Source organism: Thermoleophilum album, assembly GCF_900108055.1.
Taxonomy (GTDB): Bacteria; Actinomycetota; Thermoleophilia; order Solirubrobacterales; family Thermoleophilaceae; genus Thermoleophilum; species Thermoleophilum album.
Map to the genome: position 1 here is coordinate 766,266 of NZ_FNWJ01000002.1, position 23,712 is coordinate 789,977.

The 23,712-nt window shown below is 69.5% G+C and carries 21 protein-coding genes and 3 tRNA genes; 16 read left to right on the forward strand and 8 right to left on the reverse strand.

Going from position 1 to position 23,712, the window contains the following annotated elements; all coding sequences use genetic code 11:
- Positions 1–111 precede the first annotated feature (111 nt).
- Positions 112–2,097 carry a hypothetical protein gene (locus tag BLW41_RS09740; RefSeq protein WP_093118587.1) on the forward strand — a complete coding sequence of 662 codons (1,986 nt, stop codon included), beginning with the start codon at positions 112–114 and terminating at the stop codon, positions 2,095–2,097.
- A 216-nt stretch (positions 2,098–2,313) separates the two neighbouring features.
- Here BLW41_RS09740 and BLW41_RS09745 read toward each other — a convergent pair.
- Positions 2,314–2,387 (reverse strand) — tRNA-Trp (locus BLW41_RS09745).
- 37 nt (positions 2,388–2,424) lie between these two features.
- Between BLW41_RS09745 and BLW41_RS09750 the strand changes: the two genes are divergently transcribed.
- The 3 genes from BLW41_RS09750 (at position 2,425) to BLW41_RS09760 (ending at position 3,215) form a co-directional block, all read left to right on the forward strand.
- Positions 2,425–2,507 (forward strand) — tRNA-Leu (locus BLW41_RS09750).
- A 57-nt stretch (positions 2,508–2,564) separates the two neighbouring features.
- Entirely contained in the window at positions 2,565–3,101 is a 537-nt protein-coding gene (locus BLW41_RS09755) for a hypothetical protein (RefSeq protein WP_093118589.1), read from the forward strand.
- 30 nt (positions 3,102–3,131) lie between these two features.
- Positions 3,132–3,215, forward strand: a tRNA-Leu gene (locus BLW41_RS09760).
- Here BLW41_RS09760 and BLW41_RS09765 read toward each other — a convergent pair.
- From BLW41_RS09765 to BLW41_RS09775, 3 genes are all read right to left on the reverse strand, one after another.
- Positions 3,216–3,575 (reverse strand): hypothetical protein, encoded by a 360-nt coding sequence (locus BLW41_RS09765; RefSeq protein ID WP_093118591.1) that lies wholly within the window; start codon positions 3,573–3,575, stop codon positions 3,216–3,218.
- An 84-nt stretch (positions 3,576–3,659) separates the two neighbouring features.
- Positions 3,660–5,660, reverse strand: coding sequence for an acetoacetate--CoA ligase (locus BLW41_RS09770; RefSeq protein WP_093118593.1), 2,001 nt, complete (start codon positions 5,658–5,660; stop codon positions 3,660–3,662).
- 74 nt (positions 5,661–5,734) lie between these two features.
- On the reverse strand, positions 5,735–7,306 hold the full coding sequence (locus tag BLW41_RS09775) for an acyl-CoA carboxylase subunit beta (RefSeq protein ID WP_093118595.1): 1,572 nt from the start codon (positions 7,304–7,306) through the stop codon (positions 5,735–5,737).
- A gap of 23 nt (positions 7,307–7,329) precedes the next feature.
- On the opposite strand from BLW41_RS09775, the gene BLW41_RS09780 reads away from it, so the two are divergent.
- Positions 7,330–8,109 (forward strand): enoyl-CoA hydratase/isomerase family protein, encoded by a 780-nt coding sequence (locus BLW41_RS09780; protein WP_093118597.1) that lies wholly within the window; start codon positions 7,330–7,332, stop codon positions 8,107–8,109.
- 148 nt (positions 8,110–8,257) lie between these two features.
- A complete protein-coding gene (locus BLW41_RS09785) occupies positions 8,258–8,563 on the forward strand; it encodes a hypothetical protein (RefSeq protein ID WP_093118599.1) in 306 nt (101 codons plus the stop codon).
- Positions 8,564–8,602: 39 nt separating this feature from the next.
- Here BLW41_RS09785 and BLW41_RS09790 read toward each other — a convergent pair whose 3' ends face one another.
- The 3 genes from BLW41_RS09790 to BLW41_RS09800 are packed head-to-tail and all read right to left on the reverse strand — an operon-like array spanning position 8,603 to position 11,562.
- Positions 8,603–9,811, reverse strand: a complete 1,209-nt coding sequence (locus tag BLW41_RS09790) for a M28 family metallopeptidase (protein WP_143038686.1) — start codon at positions 9,809–9,811, stop codon at positions 8,603–8,605.
- On the reverse strand, positions 9,792–10,793 hold the full coding sequence (locus BLW41_RS09795) for a hydroxymethylglutaryl-CoA lyase (RefSeq protein WP_093118603.1): 1,002 nt from the start codon (positions 10,791–10,793) through the stop codon (positions 9,792–9,794). Before BLW41_RS09795 ends, BLW41_RS09790 begins: the two co-directional genes overlap by 20 nt.
- A gap of 4 nt (positions 10,794–10,797) precedes the next feature.
- Positions 10,798–11,562, reverse strand: a complete 765-nt coding sequence (locus BLW41_RS09800) for an SDR family NAD(P)-dependent oxidoreductase (protein WP_093118605.1) — start codon at positions 11,560–11,562, stop codon at positions 10,798–10,800.
- A 71-nt stretch (positions 11,563–11,633) separates the two neighbouring features.
- Here BLW41_RS09800 and npdG point away from each other — a divergent pair, with 71 nt between their 5' ends.
- The 10 genes from npdG to BLW41_RS09850 all read left to right on the forward strand — a co-directional run bounded on the left by npdG (position 11,634) and on the right by BLW41_RS09850 (position 21,468).
- Positions 11,634–12,323: an NADPH-dependent F420 reductase gene (gene npdG / locus BLW41_RS09805; protein WP_093118607.1), complete on the forward strand. Its 690-nt coding sequence runs from the start codon at positions 11,634–11,636 to the stop codon at positions 12,321–12,323.
- A 16-nt stretch (positions 12,324–12,339) separates the two neighbouring features.
- Positions 12,340–13,290 (forward strand): 2-phospho-L-lactate transferase, encoded by a 951-nt coding sequence (cofD, locus tag BLW41_RS09810; protein WP_218138375.1) that lies wholly within the window; start codon positions 12,340–12,342, stop codon positions 13,288–13,290.
- Positions 13,291–13,318: 28 nt separating this feature from the next.
- The gene (gene cofC / locus BLW41_RS09815; protein ID WP_093118611.1) at positions 13,319–14,086 is read left to right on the forward strand and encodes a 2-phospho-L-lactate guanylyltransferase; all 768 of its coding nucleotides are present in this window, start codon (positions 13,319–13,321) and stop codon (positions 14,084–14,086) included.
- Positions 14,083–14,868, forward strand: coding sequence for a coenzyme F420-0:L-glutamate ligase (gene cofE, locus BLW41_RS09820; RefSeq protein WP_093118613.1), 786 nt, complete (start codon positions 14,083–14,085; stop codon positions 14,866–14,868). Before cofC ends, cofE begins: the two co-directional genes overlap by 4 nt.
- 83 nt (positions 14,869–14,951) lie before the next feature.
- Entirely contained in the window at positions 14,952–16,031 is a 1,080-nt protein-coding gene (locus tag BLW41_RS09825) for a multicopper oxidase domain-containing protein (protein WP_093118615.1), read from the forward strand.
- Between the two features lie 24 nt (positions 16,032–16,055).
- The gene (locus tag BLW41_RS09830) at positions 16,056–17,405 is read left to right on the forward strand and encodes a right-handed parallel beta-helix repeat-containing protein (protein WP_143038687.1); all 1,350 of its coding nucleotides are present in this window, start codon (positions 16,056–16,058) and stop codon (positions 17,403–17,405) included.
- Positions 17,406–17,458: 53 nt separating this feature from the next.
- The gene (locus BLW41_RS11005; protein ID WP_177169467.1) at positions 17,459–17,866 is read left to right on the forward strand and encodes a cupredoxin domain-containing protein; all 408 of its coding nucleotides are present in this window, start codon (positions 17,459–17,461) and stop codon (positions 17,864–17,866) included.
- A gap of 56 nt (positions 17,867–17,922) precedes the next feature.
- Entirely contained in the window at positions 17,923–18,444 is a 522-nt protein-coding gene (locus tag BLW41_RS09840) for a PadR family transcriptional regulator (protein WP_093118621.1), read from the forward strand.
- Positions 18,422–19,159, forward strand: a complete 738-nt coding sequence (locus tag BLW41_RS09845) for an ABC transporter ATP-binding protein (protein ID WP_093118623.1) — start codon at positions 18,422–18,424, stop codon at positions 19,157–19,159. Before BLW41_RS09840 ends, BLW41_RS09845 begins: the two co-directional genes overlap by 23 nt.
- Positions 19,156–21,468, forward strand: a complete 2,313-nt coding sequence (locus BLW41_RS09850) for an FtsX-like permease family protein (protein WP_093118625.1) — start codon at positions 19,156–19,158, stop codon at positions 21,466–21,468. The genes BLW41_RS09845 and BLW41_RS09850 overlap by 4 nt, the downstream gene beginning before the upstream one ends.
- Here BLW41_RS09850 and cofH read toward each other — a convergent pair.
- Positions 21,437–23,707, reverse strand: coding sequence for a 5-amino-6-(D-ribitylamino)uracil--L-tyrosine 4-hydroxyphenyl transferase CofH (cofH, locus tag BLW41_RS09855; RefSeq protein WP_218138376.1), 2,271 nt, complete (start codon positions 23,705–23,707; stop codon positions 21,437–21,439). The two genes, BLW41_RS09850 and cofH, sit on opposite strands and share 32 nt — an antisense overlap.
- Positions 23,708–23,712: the final 5 nt, after the last annotated feature.

A 23,712-nucleotide genomic window follows, 5' to 3' on the forward strand; every position in this document is an offset into this window, starting at 1 on the left:
CGCCCTTGGCAGGCAGTCGTGTTCGTTTCCCGACCCCCGCGGAAACTGGCATCACCGTCATGACACCTGTGTGCTGCCGTCCCGACGCGGTACGAGACCTTCCTCACGTCAATGGCCATCACCGCGTCGCCAGCTCCTACCCCGTCGCGCACCGAGCTCTCCGCCGACGAGCGGATTGCGGCGGTGCGTGCCGCCAAGTCGGACGACGAAGCGTTCGCGGTGATGGCGCTCGCGTCGGCCGCGCCCGAGTGGGACCAGCGGTGCAGCTTGTTCCGCACCGAGCTGATCGCGCGTCGTCGGGACGACGCTGCGCGGCGCGCGATCCTGGATGCGGCGCTGACGACGATCAAGTCGGCATGCGCGGCTACTTGGCCGGCGGTCGAACCGACGCTGCGCCGCCGCGCCGACTACTTGGCGACGCGACCGAAGCGTGAGGTGCCGCGCCGCACCAACCTTCCCACGCGCCAGCGTGGCGCTACGGCCTTCTCGGACTGGCGCGACGCCCTCAGCTCGCATTGGGCGCCGAAGGTCATCCAGGAGCACCCCACGTTCTGGGAACCGCTGCGGGACGGCACGACGAACCTCAAGCCCGTCTGGGGCCGACGACGGGAGCCTGGCTACTACGCGCTCGCCTTCCTGCAGTTCACCGACTCGGGCTTCGTCGACATCGAGCCGTGGTGGCGGGAGACCACCGACGAGCACTGGCGGCAGTGGGGGTTCTCGCGACGCCCCTCCTACCAGCGTGTCTACGAGCGCTTCGTCGAGCTCGAAGAGCGAGCGGCCGGGGCCTTCCGCAAGGCGGCGCACGCCATCATCGGTCACGTCAACACGGCCAGCGGCGGGAAGGTCGTCTTCGACCTGCACATCGACTCCACGGAGGCGCGCACCTTCGCGCGACTGCAGCATGACTGCCGCGAAGGGGACGACTGTCCCTACGAGCGCGAGTCGGATGGCCGGCGTCGCAGCCGCGCGCGGAAGACCTTGATCACCGCGGAAGGCTCGACGGAGAGCGCGAAAGGGATCCGCCAGCGCCTCAACGAGCGGCCCGTCGATGATGATCACGACGGCGAGCCGACCGGCCACAAGCCCGAGGAGAAGGACCGCCTCTACGTCGGCGAAGTCGATGATGTTGATCGTGATCGCGACACCGGCGCGCTGCGCGTCAAGGTCGGCGGCCACTGGTACCTCCTGCGCGACAAGACCGCCGGCGTCCGCGCCTACACGACCGGTCGTAGGGTCAAGCGCTTCTGGGTCGGCTTCTACAACACCAAGGTCGTTTCAGGCCACTTCGGCGCGCCGGTCGCCGTCGGCGTCTTCCCCGCCTCGACACCCGAGCACGAGCTCTACGAGCCGATGGTCGCGGAAGCGATCGAGGCCTGCGGAGGCGAACTGCCAGAGCGCGTGGCCGGTGACCGGGGCTTCTCGGTCGAGAGGGTCTTCGCCTGGAACACCAGCCGCGGCATCTCCACCGTCATGCCGTGGCGCGGCAGCGGCAACGCCCGCCGCGCGGACCGCGACACCCACACGCGCCACGGCATCCCCTTCTGCAAGCACTGCGGCCGCCCCGGGCGATTCGTCTCGTTCTCGACCCAGAACGGCGGCCGGCTCACCTACGCCTGCCAGGACCCGACCTGCCCCAGCGGCGGCAAGCGCCAGACCATCCTCTGCAAGACCGACTACCGCCTCCTCCTGCCGCTGTGGCGCGACACCGAGGCCTACATGGCCGTCAAGGAGGTCAACCGGCACCTCGAACGCGTTCACGACGACTGGCGATCCCGGTACGGCATCGGCGCGGACAGCCGTGCCCTGACCCCGAAGCGTCGCGGGGCCCCCTGGCAGCAGCTTCGCTGCTACGCGGCGTTGATCGTCGAATGGCTGAAGATCGCCTACCTCCACGGCTACCTCGACGGCCAGCGCCGCAACTACGAACCCGTCGAGATCGTCCGCGCCGACGGCGCCGTCCGGCGCTTCCGCGCCTACCTGCGGCGCCTCAACCTCAGGAGCCCGGCCTCTCTCGCTCGGCAGCGCGAAGCGCGGCACCGGCGGACCCGCAGCATCCGCCGCAGCGGCGGCGGACCACCGCCTGACGGCTCCTAGCGGCGAACCGCCGCGGTCAGCCGGAACCTCGCCACGAATCGGACCCGCCCCCGGGGTAGCGGCCCGTGGGCGGGTTCTCGCGTTCGCGGGCACGAACCAGCCACCGGCGCTTCGGGACCCGTGCCAGCCGCGGGCGAGAACAAGAAGTGGCCGCCTTCAGGGGCGGCGGCCCCACGCGTCCGGGCTAATCCAGAACGCTTTCGATGAACAGTCGAGCGGGGCAGGCAGGACTCGAACCTGCAATCGCCGGTTTTGGAGACCGGTGCCTTATCCAATTTGGCCACTGCCCCGGGCGTACCGCCTGACGATTCTAGAATCGGCGATCCGGCGGGCGTGGTGGAACGGTAGACACGCCGGCCTTAGGAGCCGGTGCTCGCAAGAGCGTGGGGGTTCGAATCCCTCCGCCCGCATCCGCATTCGCTTGCCCCTCGACGGGACGCCGCGTCGCACCTTAGACTCGTCGGGTGATGGCGGTTGGAGGCACTGAGCAGGCGCGCACCCGCGTGATCGTTCACCCCAATCGTGATACGCCAGCCGCCAAGGCAACGCGGCTCGCCATCTTCGCACTTCTGCTGGCGAGCATCGGCCTTTTCGCGATCGTGACGATCGGCGGTTGGTCCGAACTGCAGGGAGCGCAGGGAGTGACGATCGGCTACATCGCGGTCTACGCACTGATCGCCGTGATGGTGTTGCGGTGGCGGCGGGGCGTGTTGCCGGTAGCGGCGGCGCTCGCCGTGTTGATCGCGGTGGTTGCGGCGATCGCGGGACCGGCTTGGTACGAGCGCGACCGCTCGGGCTTCGCACCCTCGGATTTGCCACCCGACGTGCTGGGCACGCTGACGCTTGCGATCGTGCCTGTCCAGCTGCTTTTGATCGCTTTCGCGCTGCGCGGCTTCGCGCAGAAGTGGAACGTCGAGGTCGAGCTCGACGAGGAGGAAGCGCGGCGTTACCACCGCGGCGACTGGCGCGGCCCGGCCCGCTTCGCTACCGGCACCGAGCGCTGACCGCTCGCGCCCTAGGATGAAGTAGTAGGCGCCCGGGTGGCGGAACTGGCAGACGCGGGGGACTCAAAATCCCTTGCCCGCGAGGGCGTGTGGGTTCGAATCCCACCCCGGGCATCAGTCTGCGCTCTCCTGCGAACCTTGTCCGGTGGTTCGCGCCGCTTGGCCTGGCGCTCCAGCGAATCTTGCGATCATCCCGCCACCCGCGATCGCCGCGCTCGCGATCAAACCAAGGAACGGTCCGACCTTTCGCTCGACCTGGACCACCGAAGCGGCCGGACCGCTGATACCGAAGCCCGGCACGTCGATCAAGCGGTACGCGACCAACACCAACGCCACGATCCCCGCGATCGCTCCGACCAGCGGGAGCTTCGCGGAGATGCCATACCAAGGCAGGAACATCACGACGAGCAGAGCGACGGCCCCCGCCGCTGCCAGCTTGAGACCGTTCGAGATGCGGCCTACTTCGAAACTCATTGCCTCCCCCTCTCGCTGGCGATGGAGCGAAGACACGGTCCGCGCAAATGAACGCGGGCTCAGATTGAATTCGCCGCCGCGAACCTAACGACCCGCAGCAGACGACGCCAGTCGCCCGGCGAGCTCCACGAAAAAGTCGAAAGCCTCGGGGTTCGCGAGCGACTCGCGACTCGCCGCGCGCTCCGGAGGCGTGCCCATCAGTATCCGCTTAATCGGAACCTCAAGCGTCTTGCCGGAGAGCGTGCGCGGGATCGCCGGCACTTGGAAGATCTCGTCGGGAACGTGCCGTGGCGAACAGTCCTCGCGGACTCGCCGACGGATCCGATCCTTCAGCTCGTCGTTGAGCTCGACGCCCTCGCGGAGCACCACAAACAGCGGCATCCAGGAGTCCCCGCCACTACGGGGGACGTCGACAACGAGGGCATCTTCGACTTCGTCGACGGCCAGCACAGCACGGTAGATCTCGCTCGTCCCCATGCGCACGCCCTGGCGGTTGATCGTCGCATCGGAGCGCCCGTAGATCACGGCGCTGCCGCGCGGGGTGATCTCGATCCAGTCACCATGCCGCCACACGCCCGGGTAGACGTCGAAGTAACTCTCGCGGTAGCGGGAACCGTCTGGGTCGTTCCAAAAAAAGACGGGCATCGAGGGCATCGGCTCGGTTATCACCAGCTCCCCGACCTGGCCGATAACACTGTGGCCACGCTCGTCGAACGCCTCCACTTTCGCCCCAAGTGCACGCGCCTGGAGCTCTCCGCACCACACCGGCAGCGTCGGCACACCGCCCACGAAGGCAGTACAGACGTCGGTGCCACCGCTCGTCGAAAACAACCAGAGATCGCGCTTGACGCGCTCGTAGGTCCAAACGAAGCCTTCTGGCGACAGCGGTGAGCCAGTGGAGCCAACGCTGCGCAGCCGCTCCAACCGGAGCTCGCGACCCGGCTCGACGCCCGCCTTCATGCACGAGTGAATGAAGGCTGCGCTCGTCCCGAAACAGGTGATCCCGATTTCGTCGGCAAGCCGCCACAAGGCGAGCATGTCCGGGTGCCCGGGACTGCCGTCGTACAGGACCAACTCGGCACCGGCGAGCAGGCCGGAGACGAGGAAATTCCACATCATCCAACCGGTCGTCGTGAACCAGAAGAAGCGATCCCCCGGAGCGAGGTCGGTGTGAAGGTGCATCTTCTTGAGGTGCTCCAGCAAGATCCCGCCGTGCCCGTGGACGATCGCCTTTGGGAGCCCCGTTGTGCCCGACGAGTAGAGGATCCAGAGCGGGTGATCGAAGGGGACCGGCTCGAAGCGAAGCTCGTCACGGTCAGCCACCAGCTCGCTCCAGGGCGCCGCTCGCTCGACCGCATCGAGCGACGGGCGCTCGGCGAGGTACGGAAGCACGAAAGTCCGCTCGAGTGACGGCATTGCTGCCGCCAGCTCACGCACCGCGCCCATGCGCTCGAAGTCGCGACCGCCGTAGCGGTAGCCGTCGATCGCAAGCAGTACCTTCGGCTCGATCTGGCGGAACCGGTCGAGCACCGCGCGCACCCCGAACTCCGGAGCTGCGCTCGACCAGATCGCACCGAGACTGGCTGTCGCCAGGAAAGCCGCCACCGTCTCGGGCACGTTCGGCAAATAGGCGCAAACCCTGTCGCCTCGACCTACGCCGGCCGCGACTAGGCCGGTACGGATACGCGCGGTGAGCTCCCGCAGCTCGCCCCACGCCACCGTCCGCGCGGGACGCGTCTCGGAGCGGGCGTGCAGCGCTGGCTCGGCGTCACGACCCTCGCCAGCACGGAACACGTGTTCGGCGTAGTTCAGCTCAGCCCCCGGGAACCAACGCGCCCCCGGCATCTTGCGCTCGGCGAGCACCTGCTCGTAGGGCCGGTGGGCGATCACCTGGAAGTGGTCCCACACGGCCGCCCAAAAATCCTCGAGCTGCTCTACCGACCAACGCCAAAGCGCGTGGTAGTCGCCGGCGAAATCGCGCCCGTGGCGCTCCCCGACGAAGCGCTCGAAGCGGGCCAACGCCGTCCGCTCGCGCGCGGACGGCGCCGGCTCCCATAGGACCTCCCCCCTCCTGGCCAGGCCCATGCGGTGCGGCAGCCTAGCGCCAGTGGGCTTCCGCCGTCTGCCCGCCGCCGCGCGTCTGTCTCCCGCGCGCCCGCTCAGACCGGCGTCACCGGGTTGCGCTTGTCCGGCCAGTCGCGACGCTTGCTGCGGGCGGCGGCAAGGCGCCGCACCAACTCGGCACGCAGCTCGCCCGGTTCGATGACCGCGTCCACGACCAGCTCTGAAGCGAGTCGCACGATGTCGATCTCGCGCGCGTACTCGGCACGCAACTGCTCGGCGCGCCGCTCGCGCTCCGCGGGATCCTCGATCGCTTGCAGCTGGTTGTAGAAGACGGCGTTGACCGCCGCCTGCGGACCCATCACCGCGATCCGCGCCCACGGCAAGGCGATGCAGGCGTCGGGATCGAAAGCCGGGCCTGCCATCGCGTAAAGGCCGGCCCCGTAGGCCTTGCGCACGATCACCGAGAACTTCGGGACCGTCGCCTCCGACACGGCCGAAATCATCTTGGCGCCCGCCCGGATGATCCCCTGCCGCTCGACCTGCGTGCCGATCATGAAGCCCGGCACGTCGGCTAGGAAGAGCAGCGGGATGTTGAAGGCGTTGCAGGTCCAGATGAAGCGCGCAGCCTTGTCCGCGGAATCCACGAACAGAACTCCGCCCCGCTGCTTCGGCTGGTTGGCGACGATGCCCACGACCTGGCCCTCAAGGCGTGCGTAACCAACGATCAGCTCGCGCGCCCAGCGCTCTTGGACCTCGAGGAACGACCCCTCGTCGATGATCGCGTCGATCACCTCGCGCATGTCGAAGGGCCGGTTCTCGTCGTCGGGAACGACCTCGGCCAGCGGCCGCGCGTCGCTGCGCGGCGGCCGCGGCGGCGCGGTCGGCGGCTCCCGACGGAAGTTCTCGGGCATGTAGGAGAGGTAGCGGCGCACCAGCGCGATCCCCTCCTCGTCGCTAGCGACCAGGAAGTGCCCGCAACCGGAGACCTCGCAGTGCATGCGCGCGCCACCCATTTCCTCGAGCGTCACGCGCTCGCCGATCACCATCTCTGCCATCCGCGGCGAGCCCAGGTACATCGACGCGTTGCCCGCGCGCATGATCACGACGTCACAGAACGCCGGGATGTAGGCGCCCCCGGCGGCCGATGGACCGAGCAACAGACAGACCTGCGGCACGACGCCAGAGAGCTGCACTTGGTTGAAGAAGATGCGACCGGCATGCCGGCGGCCGGGAAACATCCGTACCTGCTCGGTTATGCGCGCCCCGGCGGAGTCCACGAGGTAGACGATCGGCACCTCGAGGCGCAACGCCCGCTCCTGGATGCGGATGATCTTCTCGACCGTGCGCGGACCCCAAGAGCCAGCCTTGACCGTTGGGTCGTTGGCCATCAAACAGACCGTGCGACCATCGACCGTTGCCGTTCCGCAAACCACGCCGTCGGCACCGAAGCCCTCCTCTTCGGCGTGCGCCAACAGCCCGTCCTCGCAAAAGCTGCCGGGATCCACGAGTCGCGCGATGCGCTCGCGCACCGGCAGCTTGCCCTGCTCAGCGGCCTTGCGGCGGTGTCGTTCCGGACCTCCAGCGAGAGCCCGCGCGACGGCCTCCTCGAGTGGCGGTAGCCCCGCCTGCGGTTGCACCTGCCCTTCCACGGCGCGGAAGTCTCCCATCTTCCGTGGATAGGCTGCCGCCGATGGCACTCGTCGAGGTCGAAGATCGGGGCCCGGTACGGCATCTCGTACTCAACCGACCGCAGAAACGCAACGCCTTGAACGGCGAGCTCTGCGCCGCCCTCGGCGCGGAGCTCGAGCGAGCTGCTGATGACGACTCCGTGCGCGTGGTCGTGCTGCGCGGCGCGGGCGGCGTCTTCTCCTCGGGGATGGACGTCGGCGAGCTGCGCGAGTTGGCACGCACGCCCGAGCGCCTGCGCGCTTTCCGGCGACGACTGATCGCCTGGTGGAACCTGCTCGAGGAGATGCCGAAGGCGACGGTCGCACAGATCGAGGGGGTGTGCCTGGGTGGCGCCTTCGAGCTCGCGCTGGCCTGCGACCTGCGCACGATGGCCGAAGAGGCGACCGCCGGAATCGTCGAGACCCGCGTCGGTTTGATCCCCGACGTCGGCGGCAGCAGCCGCCTGCCGGCGGTGGTCGGGCTCGGCAACGCCAAGGAGCTGATCCTCTGCGGAAAGCTGATCGATGGACGAGAGGCGCATCGCATCGGTTTCGCCAACCGCGTGGCACCGACCGACCAGCTCGCCGCAATCACCGAGCAGCTGTGCCAAGAGCTTGTGGCCTGCGCACCGCTCGCCGTCGGACGCGCCAAGCGGGTGATCGACCAGGCCGCGAAACCAGCGCTGGCCGCGTCGCTGGAGCTCGAAGTGGCGGTCCAGGAACGCCTAGCGGCGAGCAGCGACTTCGCGGAGGCCACCGACGCCTTCTTCGAGCGTCGCGCCCCCCGCTTCGAAGGTCGCTAGGCGGCCGACGCCGGGGCGCCCGCCACGGGGAGCCGACGCGGGGCGGCCCGGTGCGGGGGCGCCCGCCGGCTCGAAGCCGCGGCACGTTTCGTCGTCGCGCAGCCTGGGAAGGACCTAAGGAGAAAGTCAGCTACGTGAGGAGCACACCATGCTTGCCATTTCTCCCGCCGCCTCCGAGGCGATTCGCGGCCTCCTCGAGGCCTCCGAGATGCCGACCGGATCCGGCATGCGCATCACCCTCTCGAGCTCGGGCACGGAGGGCGCGCTCGAGATCTCGCTGCGCCCCCACCCCGAAGCCGAGGATCAGGTCGTCGAGGTGGAGGGAGCCGCCGTCTTCATCGAGCCGCAGGCGCTACCGCTAGTCGACGACAAGGTTCTCGACGCCCACGTCGAGCGCGATCAAGTGGCCTTCGCGCTGCTGCAGCAGGGCGGACCGACGAACTCCACCGTATAGCCGGCTAGCCGAGCGCCCGCCGGTCGCCGTGGCTCGCGTTCACGCTTCCGCCCATTCGCGCGCCACGGCTTCGGCGAGCTCGACACAGCGCAAAACGCAGCCGACATCGACCCGGTCGGGCGTGTCGCTCGGGCGGTGGTAGTTCGGAAAGCCGCCGTCGCGAACCGAAAGCAGCGACACCGCGGGCAAACCGGCGAGGCGGGCCAGCGCGGGATCGGTCCACGCTCCCAGTCGCCAGGGGCGCGGCGGGTCAAGCCCACGTGCAGTGGCGGCGCGGCGCACCAGCTGGACGTCCTCCGGCCGGTAGCGGACCGGCCAAAGGCCACCCTCGGCGGCCAACACGATCGGTTCTCCCGAACCCACCGTGTCGAGCCCGATCAGCAGCGTGCGCGCCGGATCGAGCTTGCCCTTGGCTTCCGCGAGCCAGGCAGCCATTCCGCCCATACCGGCCTCCTCGCAACCTGGCAAGATCACCTCGACGCGGGTTGCCGGCAGCGACTGCTCGCTCAGTCGCCTTGCCAGCTCCAGCGCAGCGGCGACGCCGCTGGCGTTGTCGTTCGCCCCGGGCACCGGCTCGTGCCGCAAGCACTCAAGGACAAGGGCGGCGAACCCCACGAGCGCTCCCGCCGCCGAACGCAGCGCGCGCCGGCCGCCGAGGAGCGCAGCGAGCATCGCCAGCTCGGGTAGCAGCGCGAGCGACGCGCGGCGACCGCTTCGCCTTGCCCACGCATCGCCCGCGCGCAGGAGGACCGGGGACCAAATCGCCCCCGTCAAGGCAGCGTCAAGGTGGGCGACCACGACGAGGGTCCGCGGCCCCTCGCCGAGCCGACCGTTCACGCTGGCACCTTCGCCGGCTGGCGGCAGCTGCCGCGCGAACTGTCGACGGCCGCTGTAATCGAGCTCGAACGAGAGCAGCGCGGCGCCGGCCACCAGCCGACCCAGCAAGCGCGCGGCGCGACGCCGCCCCGCTGCCGCCACGAGCGCGCCGCCGGCAGCTGCCGCCATGTGCAGAGCGTGTGCCTGGGCGAACGAGCGGCGGTAGCGAAAGTGCGTGACGCGCACGTCCGCTGCGCCTAGCTCGCGCAGGCGCGCCGCTGCCCAGTGGGCAGCAGCGTGCTCGCCGGGCGTCGCCGAGCCTCGCGCGATCGCCGCCAATTCGGCGATGTCGCGGGCGATGCGCGCACGCGCCGCGCGCTCAGCATCGCCTGCGGGCCCTGAGGCGACCGGCTCAGGTGCGCTCGCCGACATGTTGGCGCGGCTCCGCAGGGGCGTCGTCACGCTGGCCCGCCTGACCACGCCAGTCGATTGGCCCGGCGGTCAGCAGGTGGCTGCCGAGCGGGCGACCCAACACCTCCTGCACGGCGCGCGCACAGGCGAGCAGGCGGTCGAGATCGACACCCGTTCGGTAGCCCATCTCGTGAAGCATCGAAACCAGGTCCTCGGTGGCGACGTTGCCGGTAGCCCCGCGCGGGACCGGGCAGCCACCAAGCTCGCCGAACGACGACTCGAACGAACGAACCCCCGCCTCGAGCGCGGCCAGCACGTTGGCTAGCGCCTGCCCCCGAGTGTTGTGAAAGTGGGCGGTCAGCTCGACGTCGCCGAGCTCGTCTCGAGCGCGCTTGAAAAAGCTGCGCACCTGAAGCGGGTTGGCCATACCGGTGGTGTCACCGAAGCCGACCTCGGCGCACCCGAAGTCGCGCAGCGAGCGGGCGATCGAGAGCACCCGCTCGATCGGCACGCGGCCCTCGTAAGGACATCCGAAGGCCACCGAGATCACGCCCTCGCAGCGCAAACCTGCCGCCCGCGCGCGCGCGACCGTACGTTCGAGGCCGGCAAGCGACTCCGCGATCGAGCGCCCGACGTTGCGGCGGTTGTGCTCTTCAGAGGCCGACAAGAAGACGTTGATCTCGTGAAAGAGCTCGCGCCCGGCCTGCTCGCGCACGCGCAGCGCTCGCTCGAGCCCGCGCTCGTTGGGAATCAGCACACTCAGGGCGACCCCGTCCGGCACTTCGATGGAGCGCAAAACATCCTCGGCGTCGGCGAGCTGGGGGATCACGTCTGGTCGCACGAAGCTCGTTACCTCGAGCCGCCGTAGCCCCGTCCGCGCGAGGCAGTTGATCAGGCGAACCTTCTGCTCAGTTGGGATGACCTCGGGCTCGTTTTGGAAGCCGTCGCGCGGACCGACTTCGCGGATGCGCACTTCGCCTAGCGCTGGCTGCTTCCCCGCCATCGCGCTACATCATGCCGAGTCCGCCGCTCACCCCGATCGTCTCGCCAGTTACGTACGAAGCGTCGTCGGAGCAAAGGAAGGCGATCACCCCCGCAACCTCCTCCGGTCGACCGATGCGCCGCATTGCCGTTGAGGAGACCATCACCTCGATCAACCGGCGGCCGCGCTCACCGAAGTGTTCGGGCGCAGCCATCAGCAGGGGCGTCTCGATCGGACCCGGCGCCACCGCGTTGCAAGTGACGCCGTAGCGTGCCGCTTCCCGCGCAACCGCCTTGGTGAAGCCGATCACACCGGCCTTGGCGGCCGAGTAAACGCTCGAGCCGCGCGACCCGATGCGGCCGGCTTCCGACGCCACGTTGACGATCCGGCCACGCCGCCGCTCCTGCATGCCAGCGAGTAGCGCGTGCGTGCAAGCGATCACGCCCCGCAAGTTGATCGCCAATACCCGATCCCACTGCTCCTCGGTGGTCTCGACCAGGAAGCCGAACTCGTCGGTGCCGGCGTTATTGACCAGCAGGTCTACGGGCCCCAGCGCGCGTTCGACGGTGGCGACCGCCTCCCGCACGGCGGCGGTGTCGGCAACGTCGCAAGCGACCGCCAGCCCCTCGACCTCCTCGGCGATCCGCTCGGCACCTTGCGCATCGATGTCGACGACCGCTACCCGCGCGCCCTCCTCGGACAGGCGCCTGCAGGTAGCCGCCCCAATGCCGCTTGCGCCGCCCGTTACAAAGGCGACCTTGCCAGCGATCCCGCGTAGTCCTCCGCTCACGCGCGCACCCTAACGCGCGTGCGCGCGCAGCGCCGAACGGTGGCTTCGTCCGATAGGCTCGCGCGCCGACCATGACGGTTCCGATCATCGGCGGCACCGGCGCGCTCGGCTTCGGTCTCGCGCTGCGGCTGGCGGCCGCGGGCGAGGAGATCGTGATCGGGTCGCGCGACCTCGCGCGCGCTCAGGAAGCTGCTGAGCGCTTGCGGGCGGAGCTGCCCTCCGCGCGCGTTTCAGCCGCGGTCAACGAAGAGGCAGCCCAGCGCGGCCCGGTGGTCCTGCTCTGCGTGCCGTTTCGCGCCCAGTCGGAGAACCTCACGCGCTTGAAGCCCGTGCTGCAGCCGGGCCAGATCTTGGTCGACGCGACCGTGCCGCTGGCCGCTGCCTTCTCCGGCAAGGCGACGCGGCTGCTCGGGGTGCCGCAAGGCTCGGCCGCCGAACAGGCCGCCGAGATGACGCCCGAAGGCGTCGACGTGGTGAGCGGCTTCCACACCGTCTCCGCCGATCGCTTGCGCAACCTCGCGGAGCGACTCGACGAGGACGTCCTGCTGGCTAGCGACCGCCGCGAGGCTCGTGCACGGGTGGCAGCGCTCGTCGAGCGGATCGAGGGCCTGCGGCCGGTCGACTGCGGCCCGCTGGAGATGGCCCGCATGATCGAGGGCTTGACACCGCTCCTGATCTCGATCAACAAGCGTTATCGCACGCATGCCGGGGTTCGTATCACCGGCCTCCCCGACGACGGCGCCGGCTACTGGCGCCGCTGACCAGCGCCGAGGCGCCGTGATCGCGCTCCTCTCGGGCGGTACCGGAGGCGCCAAGCTTGCCCGCGGCTTCGCGCAGCTGCTGGGCGACCCCGCCGACCTAGCGGTGATCGCCAACGTCGGCGACGACGTGTGGGTCTACGGCGTCCACGTCTCCCCCGACCCGGATCTGGTCACCTACTGGCTGGCCGACCTGATCGACGACCGCGGATTCGGCATCCGCGGCGACAGCTGGCGGGTCATGGAGGCGCTCGAGCAGCGCGGGCAAGACACCTGGTTTCGGCTCGGCGATCAAGACCTCGCGCTCTGCCTTTTGCGGACCGAGCGGCTGCGCGCGGGACAACGTCAGACGGTCGCGCAGCAAGCCGTTGCTGATGCACTGGGCGTGCGCGCGCGGGTGTTGCCGGCCACCGACCAGCCGCTGCGCACGCGCGTGCGGGCGGCCGGGGCTTGGCTCGACTTCCAGGAGTTCATGATCCGCCGCCGAGCGCAGGGTCCGATCGAGGCGGTGGAGTTCGAGGGAGCCGACAAGGCAGCACCGACTCGCGAGGTCGCGGCTGCGCTGGCGTCCGCTCGCCTGATCGTGATCGGTCCCTCGAATCCGGTGATCTCGATCGGTCCGATCCTCGCGATCGCCGGCGTCCGGGCGGCGCTCGCCGACCGCCAGGTGCCAGCGATCGCCGTCAGCCCCTTCGTCGGGGGACACGCGGTGAAGGGGCCGACCGACGACTTCTGCCGCTTCGCTGGCATCGAAGCGAGCGCGAGCGGTGTGGCGCGTGCCTACGCGGGGCTGATCGACGGGATCGTCGCCGACGAGCCGGTGAGGGGCCTCCCCCACCGGCTCGTAGACACCCTGATGGACGACGAACCCGGGCGGCTGCGCGTCGCGCGAACGGTGCTCGAGCTGGCAGCGGAACTCGGCGCGGCTTTGCCGCCTACGCTCCTCGGCAAGGTCACGCCTCGCAGCTGAAATATGGAACCACCGGCCGAGCGCACCGATGACTAGCCACGCGCGGCCCAGCGGTCGAACAGCGCAGGCGCTCGTCGCGGTCGTCACCGCCAAGCCTTTTCGCAGCGCCAAGGCCCGGCTCTCCGCTGCGCTCGCCGAGCCGCTGCGCGCACGCCTAGCCGCGGCGATGCTCGCCGACACGCTCGAGGTGCTTGCCACCACGCTCCCGCCGGAGGCGATCGTGGCGGTGGTCGGCGACGACGCCGGGGCCGAAGTCGCACGCTCGCACGGAGTGAACGTCGTGCGCGACGAGCACCTCGGCGGTCAGTCCGAGGCGGCGCTGCTAGGCGCCAGGGTGGCACGGCGGGAGCTGCGGGCACGGACCGTGGTCATCCTGCCGGCGGACGTTCCCGCGCTGACCGGCGAGGACCTCGCCGCGTTGGTCGAAGCTGCCAACCGCGATGCGATCGTGATCGTCCCCGATCGGCACGGATCGGGGACCAACGCCCTGGCGTTGACGCCGCCCGATGCCCTGCAACCGGCCTTCGGCCCCGACAGCCTCGAGCGCCACTGCCGACTCGCGCGCTGCACCGGTCGCAGCTGGCGGATTTTGCGGCTGCGGTCGCTCGCCCTGGACATCGACACGCCTGGCGATCTCGCCGAGCTCGCCCGGGTACTTGCTGGTCGGCCCGAGCGCGGCCGCACGGCGCGAGTGCTGGCTGAGATCGCCGCTACCGACGCCGGGGCCGCGGGTCAGGAGGTGAGCTCGTCGCAGCTGCCCAGCGAGCCACCGAGCAGCTCACGCGTCGGGAGATGAGCGGGCGGCGGATCGTCATCGGCGCGCTGCCACCGCTACCCGAGGTGCAGCCCGGTGACGACCTCGGTGCGTTACTTGCCGAACGCCTACCAAAGGGGATCGACGGCAGCGAGATCCTGTGCGTCGCGCACAAGGTTGTCTCGAAGGCGGAAGGACGTCTGCGTCGCCTCGCCGACGTCGAGCCCGGTCCGCAGGCGCTGGCCCTCGCCCGCCGTCTCGGCAAGGATCCCCGTCTCGTCCAGACGGTCCTTGACGAGACGCGCGCGATTGTGCGCATCGGTCCGCGCGTGCTGATTTGCGAGACGCGGCACGGCTTCGTTTGCGCCAACGCCGGTGTCGACCAGTCGAACGCGCCGTACGGTTGGGCGGTGCTCCTACCGAGCGACCCCGACGCGTCCGCGCGTCGGCTGCGCAGGCGCATCCGTGAGTTGCGCGGCGTCGCCCCGGCGATCGTCGTAACCGATTCCTTCGGGCGCCCGTTTCGCGTCGGGATCGTGGACCTTGCGCTCGGCTGTGCGGGCATCGAGCCACTCGACGACCTACGGGGCGAGCGGGACCGCGCCGGACGCGAGCTGCGTGCCTCGCAACGCGCGCTCGCCGACGCGGTGGCCGCGGCCGCCGAGCTGGCCCGCGGCAAGGCCAGCGGCGAACCGAGCGTGCTTGTGCGTGGGCTCGCCGCGTGGGTCCGCGACGACGACGGACCGGGCGCGCGGGCGCTGATCCGCGAGCGCTCCAGCGATCTCTTCCGCAGCGACCCAAGCGGCCGCGGTCCGACGGTTTGACTATCGGGCGGCTCGACGCTCGGGCCGCCCAACGGTCGGGCCGCTTGACCTCTCCATAGATACCGAGTATCTATAGGGGCGCAATGGGGAGGTTCGAGGATGCGCTCTCGCAGCGCGTTGGTCGCCGCGGCTTCTTGGCCTCGGCCGGCGGTGCTTTGTTCGTCTGCTCGATCGGCGGTCGCCGCTTCGAGATCGCGTCGGAACGCGACGTCGCGCGCGCCGACGCCGCCGCGGCGGCCGTCCGGCGGCCGCCGCGGGCGCGTCGCGAGTCGGTCGATTCGCTGAGCTTCGAGACCCCGAGCCCCGCTCCCGGCGGCCGACGCCGCGAGTACTGGCTGGTCGCACGACCGGTCCGCTGGTCGGTGACGCCGAGCGGTTACGACGAATGGCACGCGCGGCGCGTGCCGCGGATCGCCTTGACCGCCCTCGCCTACCAACCGTGGTCGGCAGGATTCGCTCGTCCCCTCGGCCCCCCGGCGATCCCCGGTCCCACTCTCGAGGCCGAAGTCGGCGACACCCTTGTCGTCCACTTCCGCAACGGCGCCGAACGCTTGCGCCAAGCGCTCACCGTGCACCCTCACGGTGTGCGCTACAACCCGGAGTACGACGGCGCTTACCTCGGCGAGTTCACACGCGCCGGAGGGTTCGTGGCGCCAGGCGAGGAGTTCACCTACGTCTGGGAGGCGACGCCAGATTCGGTCGGGGTGTGGCCCTATCACGACCATGGTCCGAACCACACTCTCAACACTTTCCGCGGCCTTTTTGGAGCGATCATCGTGCGTGAACGCGGAGCTCCTCGGCCAAGCCGCGAGTACGTCCTGTTTTTACACAACTTCCCGCCGCAGTTGACCAACGCCGAAACGATCGTTCACTGCATAAACGGTCGCGCCTTCGCCGGCAATACTCCACAACTTAGGGCGCGCGTCGGTGAGCGAGTGGCGATCCACGTGATCGGCATGGACTCGAACTTCCACACCTTCCACATTCATGGCCACCGTTGGCGTGACCCCGCCGGACAGTTCGTCGACTGCCCGACGCTTGGCCCCAACGAAACAATCACTGCTGCTTTCACCGAAGACAATCCTGGTCGCTGGCTCTACCACTGCCACGTCTTCAGCCACCAGGACGCCGGCATGGCCGGCTGGTACATCGTCGACCCCTAGTCCCAGAGGGAGGATCAAATACAGATGCGTGCAGTTAATCGCACAGTCACAGCAACGGCGGCGGCGTTCCTGTTCGCCGCAACGGCCCCTGCCTTGGCGGCCGACTACCCACCCCCCGCTAACCCGGGCAAGCTACCCGCCGCTTCCAAGAAAGGCCGTAAGCTCGTTGTCTGCAAACGCGGCTGCCGCTTTCGCACGATCCAAGCTGCCATACAGCAGGCAACCGGCCGCGACCTGATCGTCGTCAAACCCGGCACCTACCGCGAGGGGGTGCGGATCCTTGGTCGCCGCTATGACGGGCTACGCATCGTCGGCGATCCGCGGCGACCCCGCCGGGTGCGGCTCGACGGTCGAGGCCTGCGCGGAGCGAGCGCCCAAAACGCCTTCTTCGTGAACGCCGCCGACCGTGTGACGATCAGGGGCTTCTACGCCCGCAACTACAAGGCAAACTGTTTCTTCGTCGTGAACGTCGACGGCTACACACTCGACCGACTGGTGGCCGAGCGTTGTGGTGCCTACGGCGTCTACGCCTTCAACTCGAAAGGCGGCACGATGTCGAACTCTGAGGCATACTACAACAACGACGCCGGCTTCTATATCGGGCAAACGCCGCCTCAAAAGGGGCGTAAGAAGCGTTCATTCGTCACCAACGTCAAAGCCTACCTCAACGTTCTCGGCTTCTCGGGCACAAACATGCGTTACGTGACGATTCGCCGCAGCCAGTTCTTCAACAATGGTGCGGGAATCGTTCCGAACGCGTTGCGCACCGAGAAGTTCCCGCCACCCGAGGAGAACGTAATCGCTGACAACGACGTCTTCTGGAACAACTTCAACTACTACCGCGGCGCTCCGTTCAAGATCCCCGAGCGGGGGCCCGCCGGCCTCAGCGCCTATCCGATCGGCATCGGGGTGCTGCTGTTCGGCAGCCAGGACACGGTCGTCGAGGGCAATCGGATCTTCGGCAACTGGCTCCTCGGCTTCGGCGCCGTCCAGCAGTTCGAGCTCGCGCAGAGCAACGATCCGAAGCTCAAGGAGGCGGCGACGCTGCGCAACAACGTGGTGCGGTCAAACCGCTTCGGGCTCGGCGGGCGCGACCTCAACGGTCGCGACCTGGGCTACGACGGCAGCGGCACCGGCAACTGCTTCGAGGCGAACGAGCTGACCAGCCCGGTGCCGACGATCGGGCCGGCTGCGGCCTACCCACCGTGCCCCGGCCCGGCCGCGAACAGCGCCAACCCGGAGGTGTTGGCTCAGGCCGCCCAGTGGCTCGCCGTCCAGGATCCGAAGAAGCCAGAGACCTTCGAGCAGTTCTGGCTGCGCCATCCGCACGCGCCGCGGACGGGCGTGCGGCCGATCGAGCACTTCGGCCAGTAGGCGACGGTGCCGAGCCGCTTGGCCGACGACCAAGGTCGACAAGGAGGACGATCGTGAAGGCACGCAGGGCAGGGTTTGCAACCGCGGGCCAGGGGCGCGCGGTCCGTGTGGCGCTGGCGGTGGCGGCGGGGGCTTCGGCCCTCGCCGCCGTGCCGGCGATCGGGCGCGAGCGGGCCGAAGCTGCCCGCTCGCGCTCGGTCACGGTTCGGGTCGGCGACTACTTTTTCAAGCCCACGGCGTTGCGCGTCGGAAGCGGCACGACGATCGTGTGGAAGTGGCCTTCAACCCCGGGTGACGTTCACGACGTCTATCTGTCGCGGGGCCCGCGCGGCGTCAAGCGCTTCCACTCGCAGCTAGCGGCCAGCGACTACACCTACAAGCGGAGGCTCACCGTGCGTGGCACCTACACCGTGGTCTGCACGCTCCACCCACAGATGAAGATGAAGATCACGGTCCGTTAACGAACGCCTGCACGCCGGCTGGCAGCCTGCCGCGGCGTGTGCGATTCTGAACCGGCATGAAGTACGTGTTGATGTCGCTGCTCGCGCGTCAGCCAGCGCACGGCTACGAGCTGCATCACGAGATCGAGGAACGCTTGCGGGGTCTGATGAGTTCGGTGAACCCGGGCCAGATCTACGCGACCCTCCAGCGACTCGAGCGCGACGGCCTGATCGCTGGCGTCGACGTGGAGCAAGCGGAGCGGCCGAACAAGCGCGTATACGAGCTCACCAGCGACGGCGCCGCCGAGCTGCGCGAGTGGGCGGAAGCGCCCTCGCCCCCCACCTACTTCCGCAACGAGTTCTTCGTCAAGTTGGTGGCGGTCGGACTTTCCGGTATCGGCGATATCCGCACGCTCATCGCCCGTCAGCGCCGCGAGTGTTTGCAAGCCTTGCGTGACGCCGAGGCTCTCCTGGCAAGCGAAGCTGCCAGCGACCCGGCCGTCGCACTCGCCGCGGAGGCTCTCCAGCTACATCTCGAAGCCGATCTCGAGTGGCTCGAGCGCTGCGAGGAGCGCCTTGCACTTCACACTTCTCGCTAGGGACCTGGTCAAGCGCTTCGGCGAAGGGCCCGCCGCTGTCTGGGCGGTACGGGGCGTCGATCTCGCCTTGGCACCGGGCGAGTTCGTCGCGCTCACGGGACCGAGCGGTTGCGGCAAGTCGACGCTGTTGCACTTGATCGCCGGCTTCGAGCGCCCGGACCGGGGAACGATCGAGATCGATGGGCGTCGCGTGGACTCGCTCAGCGAGGCCGAGTGGGCGCGGTTCCGCCGCCACGCGATCGGCTTCGTGTTCCAGTTCTTCAATCTCGTGGACACGCTGACCGTCGAGGAAAACGTCGCGCTACCGGCGATCGTTGGCGGGCAGCGGCGGCGCACAGCACGGCGGCGCGCTCGCCAGCTGCTCGAAGCGCTGGGCGTCGCGGACCGCGCGTCGGAGCTGCCAACCCGGCTTTCGGGGGGCGAGCAACAACGCGTTGCGCTAGCTCGTGCGCTGGCCACAGAGCCGCGACTGCTGCTCGCCGACGAGCCCACCGGCAGCCTCGACTCGCAGACCACGAGCGTCGTGCTGGCGCTGCTCCGCGACCTGCACGCGCGCGGCCAGACGATCCTGTTGGCGACCCACGACCAGCGGGTAGCGAGCGCGGCCGACCGTGTACTGCAGATGCGGGACGGGCGGATCACCGAGGAAACGGTGCTGGTTCCCGGTCAACCCAAGGCCACGCTCTCCCGCCTCCGCTACGGCGGGTCTCCGTGAGGATCGCGAGCCGGGCGCAGGCGATCGGCGCAGCACTGCGCACGCAGACGCTCTTGCTGCGCTCGGTGCTGCGCGAGGCGCCCGCACAGCTGCTTTTGACGGGCGCGGTAGTGGCGCTCGCAGCGGGTGTGTTGACGGTCGCCATCGCCCTGTTCGCGATCGGTCGCGACCCGCTCGAGCGCGCCCGACGGGCGGCTGGCGACCCGACGGTCCTGGTCTCGGGACCGCGCAGCGCCGTCGAGCAAGCGCGGCGCCTTCCGGGAGTAGCGGCCGCAGGCCCCCTGCAGGCCCAGCGACCGCTCCTCGTCGCCGCCCCCGATTCGCGGGTCGAGGTGGTTGCGCGAACGTGGCCGCGCCACACGACGGTCGATCGCCCGCTTCTCGAGAGCGGTCGCGCGCCGCGGCCACACGCCCTCGCCGAAATCGTCGTCGAACGAACCTTCGCGCGCGCGGTCGGCCTCCGCACCGGCCAGGTGGTGCGCCTCGGGCGCCATCGCGCCCTCATCGTCGGTATCGCCGCGAGCGTCTCGCGGCCGCCATACTCAGCGACCCGCGACGGTCTGGTGTGGGCGCCGGCGCGGTTTTTCGCCGGCGCGAACCGGGCGCAGGAGGCGGTCGCGGCGCTGCGCCTTCGCCGCACCGACGCGGCCGCAGTGCGGCGTTACCGAGCGCGTGTGCGTGCCCTCGCTCCCGAAGCACGCGTAGAGACGATCGACGCGATCGCCTCCGACTACGCCCAGCTCACGCGGCTCGAAACGGTCGTGGCACAAACCTTCGCGCTACTTGGACTGGTTGCCGCCTGCTTCGTGATCGCGACCGCTAGCAGCGGCAGGGCGTTGTCACGGATGCACGAGATCGGCCTGCTGCGCGCACTCGGCGTGGGCCCGCGGCAAGCAGCTTCGCGGCACCTGCTGGAGAATTTGACGGTTGCGGTGCCTGCTGCCGTGATCGGCTCGCTGCTAGGCCTGCTGGCAGCGACGCCGCTTTTGCGGCCGTTCGCCGAGCTGTTCGGCGATGCGCTCGCACCCCGCCCCAACCTCTCGGCTGCTGTCTTCTCGACGCTAATTGCGCTCGCCGCGGTGGTGGTCGCCACGATTCCCGCGGTCGTTCGTGCGTTGACCGTTCGCACGGCGTCGGCGCTAGTCCTTGGTCGTCCGCGTGGTCCTGCCGGCCGCCGTTCGCGCCTCGCGGGCGCGGCCTTGCGTGCTGGCCTTCCGCCAACGTTGGCGCTCGGTCTGGCGGAGGCGTTCGCGCGCCGACCCCGCGCCTGGCTGTGCGTGGGGACGGTCGCGTTCGCGGTCGCGATGCTCGTCGCCCTGGCCTCGATGGAACGGACCTACGCGCGCTTGCTTGCCGATCCCGCGCGCGACGGCCGACCTTGGGACGTGCGGGTCGAACCGCCCACAGCGGCCGGCGCCCTGCGCGAAGCCGCCAGCGATGCGCGTGTGCGGGTAATGACCCAGGCCACGCTATCGCGCCTGCCGGCCCGGGTTGCCGGTGAGCCGGCGGTCGTGCGGGTGGTCGAAGGCGCCTGGCGGGAGATGCAGCCGGCGATCGCTCGCGGCCGCGCGCTGCGGGCGGCCGGCGAAGCCCTGGTCGGACGGCGGCTGCTCGAACGACTGGGCGTCGCGCCGGGCGATCGCGTGACCGTCGCGGTCGGCGGTCGGCGGCTTTTGGTGCGGTTCGTCGGTCGCTACGTGGAGCCACTAGACCGCGCGATGACGCTCTGGCTGGCAGCGCCAACGCTGCGTGCCGGCGGCGTGGCGACGCCCCGGCCCGAGGCTCTTTTGTTGCGGCTTAGCGATCCCGGCCGTGACCGCGTCTTCGCGGCGGCGCTCGAGCGCCGCACCGAGCAGGGGGTGCGGATCCGCGTGGCACGCGACATTTGGCGTGAGGAACGCGCTTCGGCGCGCCGTGTCGTCTACTCGCTCGATGCGGTCCTGCTGGGGATCGCGGTCGCCAACGTTTTGTGCGCGTTCCTGTTGGCGGTCCAGGAGCGCGCACGGAACCTCGCTTTGCTCAAGGTGTTGGGCGTCACACCGCGCCAGTTGGCAGCGATCGTGGCGGTCGGTGCCGGTGCGTTGGGGGCCCTCGCTTTCGCGCTTGGCGTACCGCTCGGCTGGAAGATCTTCGAGACGGTGGTGGTCGTTTTGAACCCCCACGACGGTGCCGATGTGTCGGCCTGGGCGCCGCCCTGGGCGGTCGCTCTGCTGTTGCCGACGAGCGTGCTGTTGGCGGCCTGCGCCGCGCTGCCGCCGGCGCGTCGGGCGGCGCGCCTCAAGCCGGCGCGGACGCTGCGTTCAGAGTAGGAAGCGCGGCGGGGAAGCGAGGCGGCGGCGCGCTCCGGGGACGCGCCGGAGCCGTGCCGATCGGCCAGCGACGACGAATCTCGTAGAGCGTCGTGCGCTCGGCGGCCGGACGCCCGGCACGGTGCGCTGCGGCGACCAACTCGGGAGGATCGAGGCGCACACCGTGCTGGGCGCCGGCGAGGCGGCTGATGTTCTCCTCCATGAGGGTGCCGCCGAGGTCGTTGACGCCCCAGCGCAAGGCCTCGGTCGCCAACTCGATCCCCATTTTCACCCAGCTGGCCTGCAGGTTGCGCACGGTTTTGCCGAGCGCGAGACGGAAAACCGCGGTGTGCTTGAGGTTTTCGGCGGGGCTGATCTCCTCGATCCCGTAGCGACGACCGAGCAGCGTCTGGAAGGGGATGAACGAAAGCGGCACGAACTCCGTGAAACCCCCGGTGCGCTCCTGGATCCGCCGCACGATTCGCATGTGCTCGGCGAGATCCCAGGGGCTTTCGACGTGGCCGAACATCACCGTCGCGGTCGACCGCAGGCCGCTCGCGTGAGCCGCTTCGATGATCTCCACCCAGCGCGCCACCGGCAGCTTGTTCGGGGAGATGCGCTCGCGCACGGCGTCGTCGAGAATTTCCGCTGCCGTCCCCGGCACCGAGCCGAGACCCGCCTCCCGCAGGCGCTCGAACACGGCGCGTGGCCCAAGCCCCGAGCGCTCGCACATCCAGTGCACCTCCATCGGTGAGTAGGCGTGTAGATGGAGGTGGGGCGCGACCTCCTTGGCCAAACGCAGCCAGCGGACATAGTCGTCGAGCGTCCAGTCGGGATGGATCCCGGACTGCATGCAGATCTCCGTGGCGCCGTAGGCAACGGCCTCCTCGACGCGCCGTACGAACTCCGCCTCGTCGAGCTCGTAAGCGTCGGGCGACCGGCGCGACTGCCCGAAGCCGCAGAATGCGCAGCCGACCGTGCAGACGTTGGTGACGTTGATGTTGCGGTTCACGACGAAGGTGACGGTCTCACCAGCAATCTCCGCGCGCAACTCGTCGGCCGCCTGACGGATCTCCTCGACCGCCTCCGGGCGCGTTTCCGCGAACAGCGCAGCGAGCTCCTCGCCCGACAGCTCGCGGCCCTCACGAGCTTTGGCGATCGCCGGCGCGACGAGGTCGCGCGACGGCACGCGTCTGCCCCAACTCGCGAGACGGGCGCCCCGCGGCAAGAACGTCCAGTAACGCATGCGGATAACGTCGAGAACAGCACGGTCCAGCCACCGCTCGTTCATGTACTGGGGGTAGACGCAGAGCCGCTCGCCCAACACGTAGCCACGCTCGGCCAGCTGTCGGCGCACCACCTGCGGCTTGGGGAAGGGGTGTTCGGGGGAGATGTGGTCGCCGTTCGCCGAGAGGCCACCAAGATCGGTGGCACCGTCCTCGACCAGGTCGATCCACCACTCGGCAAGGTTGGGCGGAATCTGAATGCCAACGTCCGGCATCAGTTGACGACAGGCGCGCACCAGGTCGCGCATTTCTTCGAGCGTCACCTCGCTCGCCCAAGCTGGCAGCGGTGCTGGTGCCCGCGGCGCACGCCGGCCGCCTTGCGCGGCGTCCGCGATCTCCGCCGGTTCCTGGCCGTAGTAGCGAGGGTGAGGGACGAAGTTCTGGAGGATCACCTCCTGCACGTGGCCGTAGCGCCGATGCAGGGAGGCGATCGTCGCGAGCCCCGCGATGCGGTCCTCGTGACGCTCCCCGATCCCCACGAGGATCCCGGTTGTGAAGGGGATCTTGAGCTCGCCGGCAAGCTCGATTACGCGTAGACGCGCGCGCGGGTGTTTGGTCGGCGAGCCCTGATGGACGACGAGGTCCGGCACGATCGACTCCAGCATCAGCCCCTGCGAAGCCGTCACGCGCCGTAAACGCACCAGCTCGTCGCGCGTCACGACGCCCACGTTGGTGTGCGGCAACAGCCCCCGGTCGAGCGCGCGACGACAGGTCCAGACGACGTAGTCGAGAAAGTCTCGGTGACCCCAACTGCGCAGCCGGCGGAGCACCTCCGGATGCTCGTCCGGCGCTTCGCCGGTCAGCACCAAAAGCTCCTTGGCGCCCCGGCGAACCGCCTCGTCGAGCATCCGCTCGACCGCATCCGGGGAGTGCAGGTGCGGCTTGCGCGTCGCGAACGCGCAGTACTTGCAGTAGCAACGGCAGGTGCGCGATAGCGAGATCGTGTAGTTGCGGGAGAAGGTGACCCGCCGCATCAAGC